This is a genomic window from Mycobacterium timonense (genome assembly GCF_025821985.1).
Classification (GTDB): domain Bacteria; phylum Actinomycetota; class Actinomycetes; order Mycobacteriales; family Mycobacteriaceae; genus Mycobacterium; species Mycobacterium avium.
The window spans coordinates 41,835-55,406 of the sequence record NZ_JACKSY010000018.1 but is presented as its reverse complement, the minus strand read 5'-3'; the positions used below and the strand labels follow the sequence as shown (position 1 = coordinate 55,406).

The 13,572-nt window shown below is 69.1% G+C and carries 10 protein-coding genes; 7 read left to right on the top strand and 3 right to left on the bottom strand.

Features of this window, described 5'->3' with window-relative positions; translation table 11 throughout:
- Positions 1–55 precede the first annotated feature (55 nt).
- Entirely contained in the window at positions 56–340 is a 285-nt protein-coding gene (locus H7I87_RS05400) for a 4a-hydroxytetrahydrobiopterin dehydratase (RefSeq protein ID WP_033726661.1), read from the bottom strand.
- A 130-nt stretch (positions 341–470) separates the two neighbouring features.
- Positions 471–1,244 carry a coiled-coil domain-containing protein gene (locus tag H7I87_RS05395; RefSeq protein ID WP_033711792.1) on the bottom strand — a complete coding sequence of 258 codons (774 nt, stop codon included), beginning with the start codon at positions 1,242–1,244 and terminating at the stop codon, positions 471–473.
- Between the two features lie 169 nt (positions 1,245–1,413).
- On the opposite strand from H7I87_RS05395, the gene H7I87_RS05390 reads away from it, so the two are divergent.
- The 7 genes from H7I87_RS05390 to H7I87_RS05360 all read left to right on the top strand — a co-directional run bounded on the left by H7I87_RS05390 (position 1,414) and on the right by H7I87_RS05360 (position 12,950).
- Complete coding sequence (locus H7I87_RS05390) at positions 1,414–1,806, top strand: (deoxy)nucleoside triphosphate pyrophosphohydrolase (protein ID WP_031353928.1); 393 nt, start codon at positions 1,414–1,416, stop codon at positions 1,804–1,806.
- Between the two features lie 418 nt (positions 1,807–2,224).
- Positions 2,225–5,917, top strand: coding sequence for a nitrate reductase subunit alpha (locus H7I87_RS05385; RefSeq protein WP_033711794.1), 3,693 nt, complete (start codon positions 2,225–2,227; stop codon positions 5,915–5,917).
- 1 nt (position 5,918) lies between these two features.
- Complete coding sequence (gene narH / locus H7I87_RS05380; protein WP_011724063.1) at positions 5,919–7,535, top strand: nitrate reductase subunit beta; 1,617 nt, start codon at positions 5,919–5,921, stop codon at positions 7,533–7,535.
- Entirely contained in the window at positions 7,532–8,215 is a 684-nt protein-coding gene (gene narJ / locus H7I87_RS05375) for a nitrate reductase molybdenum cofactor assembly chaperone (protein WP_009975497.1), read from the top strand. The genes narH and narJ overlap by 4 nt, the downstream gene beginning before the upstream one ends.
- Positions 8,208–8,939 carry a respiratory nitrate reductase subunit gamma gene (narI, locus tag H7I87_RS05370; protein WP_003875458.1) on the top strand — a complete coding sequence of 244 codons (732 nt, stop codon included), beginning with the start codon at positions 8,208–8,210 and terminating at the stop codon, positions 8,937–8,939. Before narJ ends, narI begins: the two co-directional genes overlap by 8 nt.
- Positions 8,940–9,109: 170 nt before the next feature.
- On the top strand, positions 9,110–10,999 hold the full coding sequence (gene typA, locus H7I87_RS05365; protein ID WP_009975500.1) for a translational GTPase TypA: 1,890 nt from the start codon (positions 9,110–9,112) through the stop codon (positions 10,997–10,999).
- 46 nt (positions 11,000–11,045) lie between these two features.
- Positions 11,046–12,950: an ABC transporter family substrate-binding protein gene (locus tag H7I87_RS05360; RefSeq protein WP_162151413.1), complete on the top strand. Its 1,905-nt coding sequence runs from the start codon at positions 11,046–11,048 to the stop codon at positions 12,948–12,950.
- Here H7I87_RS05360 and H7I87_RS05355 read toward each other — a convergent pair whose 3' ends face one another.
- Entirely contained in the window at positions 12,951–13,559 is a 609-nt protein-coding gene (locus H7I87_RS05355) for a TetR/AcrR family transcriptional regulator (protein WP_009975502.1), read from the bottom strand.
- Positions 13,560–13,572 lie beyond the last annotated feature (13 nt).

Genomic DNA, 13,572 nt, shown 5'->3' with positions numbered 1-13,572 from the left:
CACGCCAGCGTGACCGCCGACGGCGAGGGCGAGGGCAGGCGAGCCCAGGCGAGGGCTAGCTGCCGACGATCCTGTTGATATCGCGCGCCATGTCGACGTCGTTTTGGGTGATACCGCCCTCGGAATGCGTGACGAGCGCGAAAGACACTGTCCGCCAACGAATATCGATGTCGGGGTGGTGATCCTTGCTTTCCGCGTGCTCGGCTACCCGGCGCACGGCGTCGATGCCGTCCAGGAAGCTGGGAAACTTGATCGACCGCCGCAGCGCGCCGTCGGCACGCTCCCATCCGTCCAGATCGGGCAGTGCGGCGTCGATTTGCTCATCCGTTAACACAGCCATAGCTCTGTCCTCAAGGCGCTTTTGCGGTAGGGGTGCCGGGTCCACCGTCCACCACGCCCCAGCTTAGTTTCCCGTCACCAGATGTACAGGACACGTCGCGAAAGAGCGGTGAACCCCAGCGGCCGGTCGACTACGAGGCGACCGCGGGACCCGGCGCCTGATTCTTCGGGTCCAAGGGCACCACGACGCTGGCTTCCGAAGGACTCGTTCGTTCTTGATAGGCGGATTCCAGGCTGGCCGGAAGACCTTGGAGGTCGCGGGCCACGTCCATCAGTTCCTCCAAGATCATGATGCGTTGCTGATTCGCTTCCTCGACCGTGCGCCGTGCCCGCTCATCGAGATCATCGGCCTTCTGCTTCGCCTCGGCGAGGAGCCGCGCGCACTCACGCTCAGCTTCCTGGCGCGCCTCGTCGATCGACGCTTGGGTCTCCGCACGCATCGTCGCGAGTTCGGCCTCGAGTTCCTTCTGGGCTTCCTCGCGCTCCGTTTCCAACGCCTCCCGCTGTGCGGCCATGTCCGCCAACAGCTCTTGGTGCTCTCGATGCGATGCTTCGACCTGCGCCGCGGCCGCCGCGATCATCGACTCCGCCTCGGCCTGCGCCTCGGCCTGCATCCGGGAAATCTCCTCGAGCGTGCGGCGCAGCATCTTCGTCATCCGATGCTGGATCGCGTACGGCGTCGGCGAGGTGTCCGAGAGGTGGGCAACCTCGTCCTTGAGGCAGGCGACTTCGATCCGCAGCGCGGCCAATTGGTCGCCGGATTCGTTTCGCTGCGCCCTGAGGTTCTGAACTTCGTCGATCAGAAGCTTCTGCTTGGCCAGCAACGCCTCGACGTAGGCATCGACCGCGGCGGGGTCATAGCCCCGGAACACGCGTGAGAACGCCGTTGCGGGTTCGGTGATCATGTGCCAACCCCCATTCTGCAAAAGTGCCTGGCAGAGGCCACACCGGCCACCGTCAAGTATTCCACGGTCTCCGCGAAACCGTAAGAGAGTTGTTGTGCGGCAAGGGAATTGGGTGCGATGCGCGGGTAAGGAGGGCGGCGTGCGCGCCGACGGTATACCGTCACTGGCCATGCCGACCCAGATCGTGGTCGCCGGGGCCCTCATCCGCGGTTCGCGCCTGTTGGTGGCCCAGCGCGCCCGCCCGCCGGAGTTGGCCGGGCGCTGGGAACTGCCCGGCGGCAAGGTCGCGCCCGGCGAGACCGAGCGCGACGCGCTGGCCCGCGAGTTGGCCGAGGAGCTGGATCTGCGGGTCGGCGACATCGCGGTGGGCGACCGGCTCGGCGGGGACATCGCGGTCGACGGTGGGATGACGCTGCGCGCCTACCGGGTGCGGTTGCTGCGCGGCCGACCGGAAGCGCGCGACCATCGGGCTCTGCGCTGGATCACCGCGGCGCAGCTGCACGACCTCGACTGGGTGCCGGCCGATCGCGGCTGGCTGGGCGACCTGGCGCGGGTCCTTTAACCAAGTCCACAGACTTCCGGCAGCTGACGCACAGCCGTGTTGCAGGTCGTCGCAGTGAACTGAATAGAACAATATGACTTGTAATAACGACGCCACACGAATCTGCCCTGGATGTGCGTGCCGATAGCGAGCCGAGTGCTTGTTCCGACCGTGCCGTCCCGGCTTCGGTGCCGGACCGGCAGGCTTCCCGCTGCCCGCATACCGGCGCGGCTCACCTGGTGTTTTGCCAGCCGGTCGCGCGCCCTCGCCGCGGCGGCGGCGGCCTATGCTGGGCCCGTATCGCCCCCAGCCCGCGGGCCTGAAATGCCGACGGACGAGCCGATCCGGGCTGGTGTGGACGGGTGGGTCCACCCCGCCGGTCACAACTGAGAGCGTGCCCAGCTCGCGGCGTGACGCTATCGACCAGGAGGAGTACTTCTTGACTGCCACACCCCACGTCGGTGGAGTGCTCGAGGAGCTGCTGGAGCGCAGCGGGCGGTTCTTCACGCCGGGCGAGTTCTCCGCCGACCTGCGCACGGTGACCCGGCAGGGCGGCCGCGAGGCCGACGTGTTCTACCGCGACCGGTGGAGCCATGACAAGGTGGTTCGCTCCACGCACGGGGTGAACTGCACCGGGTCGTGCTCGTGGAAGATCTACGTCAAGGACGGCATCATCACCTGGGAGACCCAGCAGACCGACTACCCGTCGGTCGGTCCGGACCGGCCCGAGTACGAGCCGCGGGGCTGCCCCCGCGGCGCGTCGTTTTCCTGGTACAGCTACTCGCCCACCCGGGTGCGCTACCCGTACGCACGCGGCGTCCTGGTCGAGATGTACCGGGAAGCCAAGGCACGCCTCGGCGATCCGGTGCTGGCCTGGGCCGACATCCAGGCCGACCCCGAGCGCCGCCGCCGCTACCAGCGGGCCCGCGGCAAGGGCGGACTGGTCCGGATCACCTGGGCCGAGGCCACCGAGCTGATCGCCGCCGCCCACGTGCACACCATCAAGACCTACGGCCCCGACCGGGTGGCCGGATTCTCGCCGATCCCGGCGATGTCGATGGTGTCCTACACCGCCGGCTCCCGGTTCTTCGAGCTGATCGGCGCCCCGATGACCTCGTTCTACGACTGGTACGCCGATCTGCCGGTGGCCTCGCCCCAGGTGTTCGGCGACCAGACCGACGTCCCCGAATCCGGGGACTGGTGGGACGCAGCGTATTTGATGATGTGGGGCTCGAACGTCCCGATCACCCGCACGCCCGACGCGCACTGGATGGCCGAGGCGCGCTACCGCGGCACCAAGGTGGTCACTGTCAGCCCGGACTACGCCGACAACACCAAGTTCGCCGACGAGTGGATGCCCTGCGCCGCCGGCACCGATGGGGCGCTGGCGATGGCGATGGGCCACGTCATCCTCTCGGAATGCTATGTGCAAGAACAGGTTCCGTTCTTCACGGACTATGCCCGCCGCTACACCGATCTGCCGTTCTTGATCAAGCTCGAAGAGCGCGGCGACATGCTGGTGCCCGGCAAGAACCTCACCGCGGCCGACCTCGGCGAGGCGGTCGAGAATGCGGCGCTCAAGCCCGCGCTGCTCGACGAGACCACCAATTCGGTTGCGGTGCCGCACGGTTCGCTGGGCTTCCGGTACGGCGAGTCGGGCGTGGGGAAGTGGAACCTGGACCTGGGCGACCTGGTGCCGGCGCTCAGTGTGCGGGCCGCCCCGACCGAGGACGGGGAGACGGCGCTGGTGCACCTGCCCAGCTTCGACACCGTCGACGGCGAGGGGAAGTCCGTGGCGCGCGGCGTCCCGGTGCGCCGCGTCGGTAAACACCTGGTGTGCACGGTCTTCGACCTGATGCTCGCCCAATACGGGGTGGAGCGGCCGGGGCTGCCCGGTCAATGGCCCACCGGCTATGACGACGCGACCCAGCAGAACACCCCGGCCTGGCAGGAGGCGATCACCGGCGTGTCGGCCGCCCAGGCCATCCGGGTGGCGCGGGAATTCGCGCGCAGCGCAGAGGAATCCGGCGGCCGCTCCATGATCATCATGGGCGGCGGCATCTGCCACTGGTTCCACAGCGATGCGATCTACCGCGCGGTGCTGGCGCTGCTGATGCTGACCGGGTCGATGGGCCGCAACGGCGGCGGCTGGGCGCACTACGTCGGCCAGGAAAAGGTGCGCCCGCTCACCGGATTTCAGACCATGGCGATGGCGACGGACTGGGTGCGCCCGCCGCGCCAGGTGCCCGGCGCCTCGTACTGGTACGCCCACACGGATCAATGGCGGTACGACGGCTGCGGGGCGGACAAGCTGGCCAGCCCGGTGGGCCGGGGCCGGTTCGCCGGCAGGCACACCATGGACCTGCTGGCCTCGGCGGTGGCGATGGGGTGGAGCCCGTACTACCCGCAGTTCGACCGGTCCAGCCTGGACGTCGCCGACGAGGCGCGCGCCGCCGGCCGCGATGTCGCCGAGTACGTCGCCGAGCAGCTCGGCCGCCGCAACCTCAAACTCGCGGTGACCGATCCGGACAACCCCGTCAACTGGCCGCGGGTGCTGACCGTGTGGCGCGCCAACCTGATCGGTTCGTCGGGCAAGGGGGGCGAATACTTCCTGCGGCATCTGCTGGGTACCGACTCCAACGCGTCGGCGGTGCCGCCCGAGGACGGGGTGCGGCCCGTCGACGTGACCTGCGAGGGAGACATCCCCGAGGGCAAGCTCGACCTGATGATGTCGATCGACTTCCGGATGACCTCGACGACGCTGGTGTCCGACGTGGTGCTGCCGGCGGCGACCTGGTACGAGAAGGCCGACATCTCCAGCACCGACATGCACCCGTATGTGCACGCGTTCAGCGCGGCGACCGACCCGCCCTGGGAAACCCGTTCGGACTTCGACGCTTTCGGCGCCATCGCCCGCGCGTTCAGCACCATGGCCAAGGAGCACCTGGGCACCCGCACCGACGTGGTGCTCACCGCGCTGCAACACGACACACCCGACGCGATGGCCTATCCCGATGGCGCCGAACACGATTGGCTGCGCAGCGGGGCGACGCCGGTGCCCGGACGCACCATGGGCAAGCTCACCGTGGTGGAGCGCGACTACGCCGCCGTCTACGACAAGTGGCGCACGCTCGGCCCGCTGGTCGACAAGTTCGGGTTGACCACCAAGGGCGTCACCGTGCATCCGTTCCGCGAGGTCGAGGAATTGGCCGCCCGGTTCGGGGTGCTGAAATCCGGTGTGGCGGCGGGCCGCCCGGCCATCACGACCGCCGCGCGGATGGCCGACGTGCTGCTGCTGCTGTCGGGCACCACCAATGGCCGGCTGGCGGTCGAGGGTTTCCACGAGCTCGAGAAACGCACCGGGCAGCGGCTGGTGCATCTGGCCGAGGGCAGCGAGGACAAGCGCATCAGCTACGCCGACACCCAGGCGCGGCCGGTTCCGGTGGTCACCAGCCCGGAATGGTCGGGCAGCGAGACGGGTGGCCGCCGGTATGCGCCGTTCACCATCAACATCGAGAACCTCAAGCCGTTCCACACGCTGACCGGACGGATGCACTTCTACCTGGCGCACGACTGGGTCGAGGAACTCGGCGAGCATCTGCCGGTGTTCCGACCGCCGCTGGACATGGCGCGGTTGTTCGGCCAGCCGCGGCTGGGCGCATGCGAGGACGGAATCGGGCTCACCGTGCGGTATCTGACCCCGCACTCGAAGTGGTCGTTCCACTCCACCTACCAGGACAACCTGTACATGCTGTCGCTGTCCCGCGGCGGCCCGACCATGTGGATGAGCCCGGGAGACGCGGCGAAAATCCAAGTGCGCGACAATGATTGGGTCGAGGCGGTCAACGCCAACGGCATCTACGTGTGCCGGGCCATCGTCAGCCACCGGATGCCCGACGGGGTGGTGTACGTCTATCACGTCCAGGAGCGCACCGTGGACACGCCGCGCACCGAAACCAACGACAAGCGCGGCGGCAACCACAACGCGCTGACCCGGGTGCGGATCAAGCCCAGCCACCTGGCGGGCGGGTACGCCCAGCACGCGTTCGCGTTCAACTACCTGGGGCCGACCGGCAACCAGCGCGACGAGGTGACGATCGTCCGTCGTCGCAGCCAAGAGGTGGTGTACTGACATGAAGGTCATGGCGCAGCTGGCGATGGTGATGAACCTCGACAAGTGCATCGGCTGCCACACCTGCTCGGTGACCTGCAAGCAGGCCTGGACCAACCGGTCGGGCACCGAATACGTGTGGTTCAACAACGTCGAAACCCGTCCGGGACAAGGCTATCCGCGCACCTATGAGGACCAGGAGCGGTGGCGTGGCGGCTGGATCCGCGACAAGCGGGGCCGGCTGCGATTGCGTGACGGCGGCCGTTTCCAAAAGCTGCTGCGCATCTTCGCCAATCCCAAGCTGCCGGTGATCGGCGACTACTACGAGCCGTGGACCTACGAGTACGAGAACCTGACCACCGCACCCGCCGGTGACACCTTCCCAACGGCCGCGCCGAAAAGCCTGATCAGCGGCGAGCCGATGAAGGTGTCCTGGGGACCGAACTGGGACGACAACCTGGCCGGGTCGCCGGAGATCCTGGCCGAGGACCCGATCCTGAAGAAGGTCAGCGAAGAGGTGAAACTCTCGCTCGAGCAGACCTTCATGTTCTACCTGCCCCGGATCTGCGAGCACTGCCTCAACCCGTCCTGTGTGGCCTCGTGCCCGTCGGGCGCGATGTACAAGCGCAGCGAGGACGGCATCGTGCTGGTCGATCAGGACCGCTGCCGCGGCTGGCGGATGTGTGTGTCCGGATGTCCTTACAAGAAGGTGTATTTCAACCACAAGACGGGCAAGGCCGAGAAGTGCACGCTGTGCTATCCGCGGATGGAGGTGGGGCTGCCCACCATCTGCTCGGAGACCTGCGTGGGCCGGCTGCGCTATCTGGGTGTGGTGCTCTACGACATGGACCGGGTACTCGAGGCGGCGTCGGTGGAAAACGACACCGACCTCTACCGGGCGCAGTGCGATATCCTGTTGGACCCCAACGACACTGACGTCATCGCGGGCGCGCGGGCGCAGGGCATTCCCGACGAGTGGATCGAGGCCGCGCAGCGTTCCCCGGTGTACGCGCTGATCCACACCTATCGGGTGGCGCTGCCGCTGCACCCGGAATACCGGACCATGCCGATGGTGTGGTACATCCCGCCGCTGTCGCCGGTGGTCGACGCGGTCAGCCGCGACGGCCACGACGGCGAGGACCTGGGCAACCTGTTCGGCGCGCTGGACGCGCTGCGCATCCCGATGCAATACCTGGCCGAGCTGTTCACCGCCGGTGACACCGCGGTGGTCGAGGGCGTGTTGCGGCGGCTGGCGGCGATGCGCTCCTACATGCGCGACATCAACCTCGGCCGCGAAACCCAGCCGCACATCCCGCATTCGGTGGGCATGACCGAGGAACAGATCTACGAGATGTACCGGTTGCTGGCCATCGCGAAATACGAAGAGCGCTATGTCATCCCGACGGCGTTCGCGCCGCAGGCCCGCGACCTCGAGCAGATGGGCTGCTCGTTGACCGGCGACGGCGGGCCGGGCATGTACGAGTCGGAGCCGGTGGCCGTGGAGACCTTCCACGCCCTCAAGCAGCGCGGCGGCCCCACCGAGGCAGAGCCCGGCAGCACCCGGCCGCGGGTGAACCTGCTGAACTGGGACGGCGGCCAGGTGCCCGCCGGCATGTTCCCCGAGGCGCAGCGGCGATGAGGCTGCTGTCGGCGCTGCGGGAGCGCTCCAGCAGCCGGGTGATGCAGGATCGCCTGGTGTGGCAGGCGGCGTCGCTGCTGCTGGCCTACCCCGACGACGGGTTCGGCGGGAGGCTGGACACCGTGGAAGAGTTGCTCGGCCATGTCAGCGGCCCGGCCGGCGCGCTGCTCGGGCAGACGGCCGCGGCGCTGCGCGGCCGCGAACCGATGGCCGCGGCCATGGACTACGTCGCGACCTTCGACATGCGCCGGCGCGCCACCATGTACCTGACCTACTGGACCGCCGGGGACACCCGCAACCGCGGCCGCGAGATGCTGGCCTTCGCCACCGCCTACCGCGAGGCGGGCGTGCAGCCGCCCAGCAACGAGGCGCCCGACCACCTGACCGTGGTGCTCGAATTCGCCGCCACCGTCGACCCCGACGCCGGGCGGCGGCTGTTGATCGCGCATCGGGTGCCGATCGACGTGCTGCGCTGCGCCCTGGCCGACGCCAAGTCGCCGTACGAGCCGGCCGTCGCGGCCGTCTGCCAGACCCTGCCCGCGGCAACCGATCAGGAGGCGCGCCGCGCCGAGCGGCTGGCCCGTCAACTGTTAGAGGCCGGCCCGCCCGCGGAAGCCGTTGGGCTGCAACCGTTTACCTTGACCGTGCCACCTCGAGCCGAAGGAACCCCCGGTGTTTAGCAACGTCCTGTTCTGGGACATCTCGCCCTACGTCACGCTGTCGGTGCTGATCGTGGGCACCTGGTGGCGCTACCGCTACGACAAGTTCGGCTGGACGTCGCGGTCGTCGCAAATCTACGAGTCGCGGCTGCTGAGCATCGCCAGCCCGATCTTCCACTTCGGCATCCTGGCCGTGTTCGCCGGACACGTGATGGGGTTGTTCATCCCGCCGCGGGTGACGCACATGCTGAAGATGAGCGACCACCTCTACCACATGCAGGCCGTCATCGCCGGGTCGGCCGCCGGCTTCGCCACCCTGGCCGGCGTCGGGCTGCTGATCTACCGCCGCTTCACCCGCCCGGCGGTGTCGGCGGCCACCACCCGCAGCGACAAGGTGATGTACGTGGTGCTGGTGCTGGCCATCGTGGTCGGCCTGTACTGCGACCTGATCGGCACCGGCCCGCACGGCGGGGAGTTCCACTACCGCTACACCGTGGGGTTGTGGTTCCGCCGCATCTGGATCCTGCAGCCGCACGGCGAGGTGATGGTCAACGCGCCGCTGGACTACCAGTTGCACGCCCTGATCGGCATGGTGCTGTTCACGCTGTGGCCGTTCACTCGGCTGGTGCACGTGTTCAGCGCCCCGGTCGTCTACCTGTTCCGGCCCTACATCGTCTACCGCAGCCGCGAGGTGGCGGCCAAGGACCAATTGGTGGGCACGGCGCCGCGCCGCCGCGGCTGGTAAGACAGCGCGCCCCGGCGTTCAGTGTGCAGCCAGGTAGGCGACACGCCGATGGGGCCCGCCCAGGATGCACACTGAAACGCCCAGGATTCACACTCGACGAGCGGACCCGAGCGGCCCGGGTTATCCAGCCGGTTCGCTATCGGTGGCCCCGCGCTGCCAGAATCTCCGACGTGCCATTTCGCAACGTCGCCATCGTCGCCCACGTCGACCACGGCAAGACCACCCTGGTGGACGCGATGCTGCGGCAGTCCGGGGCGCTGCACCACCGCGGCGACGACACCCAGGAGCGCATCCTGGACAGCGGTGACCTGGAGAAGGAAAAGGGCATCACCATCCTGGCCAAGAACACCGCCGTGCACCGCCACCACCCCGACGGCAGCGTCACGGTCATCAACGTCATCGACACCCCCGGGCACGCCGACTTCGGCGGCGAGGTGGAGCGCGGGCTGTCCATGGTGGACGGGGTGCTGCTGCTGGTCGACGCCTCGGAGGGGCCGCTGCCGCAGACCCGGTTCGTGCTGCGCAAGGCGCTGGCCGCGCACCTGCCGGTGATCCTGGTGGTCAACAAGACCGACCGGCCGGACGCCCGGATCGCCGAGGTGGTGGAGGCCAGCCACGACCTGCTGCTCGACGTCGCCTCCGACCTGGACGACGAGGCCGCCAAGGCCGCCGAGCACGCGCTGGGCCTGCCGACGCTGTACGCCTCCGGCCGCGCCGGCGTTGCGAGCACCGAGCAACCGGCCGACGGCGAGGTGCCCGCCGGGGAGAACCTCGACCCGCTGTTCGACGTGCTGCTCGAGCACATCCCGGCGCCGTCGGGCGACCCGGAGGCGCCGCTGCAGGCGCTGGTGACCAACCTCGACGCGTCGACCTTCCTGGGCCGGCTCGCCCTGATCCGCATCTACAACGGCAAACTGTGCAAGGGCCAACAGGTGGCCTGGATGCGCGAGGTCGACGGGCTGCCGGTGATCACCAGCGCCAAGATCACCGAACTGCTGGCCACCGAGGGCGTCGAGCGCAGCCCCACCGACGAGGCGATCGCCGGCGACATCGTCGCGGTGGCCGGGCTGCCCGAGATCATGATCGGCGACACCCTGGCCGACCCCGACCACGCCCACGCGCTGCCCCGGATCACCGTCGACGAGCCGGCGATCTCGGTGACCATCGGCACCAACACCTCGCCGCTGGCCGGCAAGGTGCCCGGCCACAAACTGACCGCCCGGCTGGTCCGCAACCGGCTGGACCAGGAGCTGGTCGGCAACGTGAGCATCCGGGTCGTCGACATCGGCCGGCCCGACGCCTGGGAGGTGCAGGGCCGCGGCGAGCTCGCCCTGGCCGTGCTGGTCGAACAGATGCGCCGGGAGGGCTTCGAGCTCACCGTCGGCAAGCCGCAGGTGGTGACCCGCACCATCGACGGCCAGCTGCACGAGCCGTTCGAGGCGATGACGATCGACTGCCCCGAGGAGTTCGTCGGCGCCATCACCCAGCTGATGGCCGCCCGCAAGGGCCGCATGGAGGAGATGACCAACCACGCGGCGGGCTGGGTCCGCATGGACTTCATCGTGCCCAGCCGCGGGCTGATCGGCTTCCGCACCGACTTCCTCACCATCACCCGCGGCACCGGCATCGCCAACGCCGTGTTCGACGGCTACCGGCCGTGGGCGGGGGAGATCCGGGCCCGCCACACCGGGTCGCTGGTCTCCGACCGCGCCGGCACCATCACGCCGTTCGCCATGATCCAGCTCGCCGACCGCGGCCAGTTCTTCGTCGAACCCGGCCAGGACACCTACGAGGGCATGGTCGTCGGAATCAACCCGCGCGCAGAGGATCTCGACATCAACGTCACCCGGGAGAAGAAGCTGACCAACATGCGGTCCTCGACCGCCGATGTCATCGAGACGCTGGCCAAGCCGCTCGAGCTGGACCTGGAGCAGGCCATGGAATTCTGCGCGGCCGACGAATGCGTCGAGGTGACTCCGGAGATCGTGCGGGTGCGCAAGGTCGAGCTGGACGCCACCTCGCGGGCGCGCAGCCGGGCCCGCGCCAAGGCCCGGGGCTGAACCACTGGTGGTCGGACGGGCTGCTGTGCGGCTGCTCGATACCCTGATCAGCGTGCCGAGACGAGTGCGCCGGGTGTTCATGGTGCTCGGCGGCCTGGTTTCGGTGGTCGGCCTGGTGCTTTCGGCGTGCACGGTCAACCCGCCGCCGGCCCCGCAGAGCACCGACACGCCGCACAATTCGGTGCCGCCGCCGCCCCGGGTCAGCCAGATCATCATGGGCATCGACTCGATCGGGGCGGGCTTCAATCCGCACCTGCTCTCCGACCTGTCCCCGGTCAACGCGGCGATCAGCGCGCTGGTGCTGCCCAGCGCGTTCCGGCCGGTGCCCGATCCCAACACGCCCACCGGCTCCCGCTGGGAGATGGACCCGACCCTGTTGGTGTCCGCGGAGGTGACGAGCCAGAACCCGTTCACGGTGACCTACAAGATCCGGCCCGAGGCGCAGTGGACCGACAACGCCCCGATCGCCGCCGACGACTTCTGGTATCTGTGGCACCAGATGGTCAGCCAGCCCGGGGTCGTCGACCCGGCCGGCTACGACCTGATCACCGGCGTGCAGTCGCTGGAAGGCGGCAAGCAGGCGGTGGTCACCTTCTCCGAGCCCTACCCGGCGTGGAAAGAGTTGTTCAACAACATCCTTCCGGCGCACATCGTCAAGGACGTGCCCGGCGGTTTCGCCGCCGGTCTGGCCCGGGCGCTTCCGGTCACCGGCGGGCAGTTCCGGGTGGAGAGCATCGACCCGCAGCGCGACGAGATCCTGATCGCCCGCAACGACCGCTATTGGGGGCCCCCGGCCAAGCCCGGGCTCATCCTGTTCCGGCGCGCGGGAGCGCCTGCGGCCCTTGCCGATTCGGTGCGCAACGGCGACACCCAGGTGGCGCAGGTGCACGGCGGCTCGGCGGCGTTCGCGCAGCTGTCCGCCATCCCCGACGTGCGGACCGCCCGGATCGTCACACCGCGGGTCATGCAGCTCACGCTGCGCGCCACCCAGCCCAAACTTGCCGACACGCAAGTGCGTAAGGCGATCCTGGGATTGCTCGACGTCGACCTGCTCGCGGCGGTGGGCGCGGGCAGCGACAACACCGTCACCCTGGACCAGGCCCAGATCCGGGCGCCCAGCGACCCCGGCTACGAGCCGACCGCCCCGCCGGCGATGACGACACCGGCGGCGCTGGCGTTGCTGGAAGGCGCCGGGTACAAGGTGGAGCCCAACACGTCGGCCTCACCGGCGACGCCCGCCCCGGGTCCGCCCAACACCGGGCCGCCCGAGGTCATCCGGGGCCGGATCAGCAAGGACGGCCAACAGCTCTCGCTGGCCATCGGGGTGGCGGCCAACGACCCGACCGCGGTGGCGGTGGCCAACACCGCCGCCGACCAGCTGCGCAACGTCGGCATCGCCGCCACCGTGCTGGCGCTGGACCCGGTCACCCTCTACCGCGACGCGCTGAACGACAACCGGGTGGACGCGATCGTCGGATGGCATCAGGCGGGCGGCAACCTGGCCACCCGGCTGGCCGCCCGCTACGGCTGTCCGGCGCTGCAGTCCACCCAGGTGCCGGCCTCCACCGAGCCGACGCCCACGTCGCCCGCCCCGGGCGGGCCCGCCCCGTCGACCGGACCGGCCACCAGGTCGGCAACCCCCACCTCGACACCACCGCCGAGCCGGCCCGCCGACCCCAATGCCCTGGTACAGGCGCCGTCCAACCTCACCGGCATCTGCGATCGCAGCATCCAGTCCAACATCGACGCCGCCCTCAACGGCACCAAGAACATCAACGACGTGATCACCGCGGTCGAACCGCGACTGTGGAACATGTCCACGGTGCTGCCGATCCTGCAGGACACCACCATCGTGGCGGCCGGCCCGAGCGTGCAGAACGTCAGCCTGTCCGGCGCGGTCCCGGTCGGCATCGTCGGTGACGCCGGCCAATGGACCAAGACCGGGCCGTAGCTAGTCGGCGGCGCGGTCCGAACCCCGCGGCGGGATCACGGTATCGACGATCAGGGCCAGTTCCCGCCGGTTCGGCGGCGACCCGTTCAGCAGGAAATGCTGGTTGATCAACGCCGACCCGATGCGAGCGGTGAGCGGGGTGATCGACTTCGGATCGAGGTCGCCGTCCTGCACGGCGGACTGCAGGATCGACTCCACGATCTTCAGCCGCGGCCGGACCACCGCGTCGGCGAAGATGGCCCGCATCTCGGGCTCGTGCAAGAGCTGCTGGATGACCTCGATGCCGGGAAACGCGGTCTTGCCGGCCAGCAGGTCGCGCTGCGCGGTGAACATCGCCAGCAGGTTCTCCCGGGCCGACCGGCCGGACCGCAGCTCGGGCACCGGCGGCAGCGCGAAAACCAAAGCGGCGTGCACCAGTTCGCACTTGGTGTCCCAGCGCCGGTAGAGCGCGGCCTTGCCGGTGTGGGCCCGCGCCGCGATGCCCTCCATGGTCAGGCCCCCGTAACCGACTTCCGTCAGCTCGGCCAGGGTGGCCTCGTAGAGGGCGCGTTCGAGGACCTCGCCGCGCCGACGGCTTCGGCTGCCGGTCCGGTCGGTCAGCTGGGGCATTTCTTGATAGTAG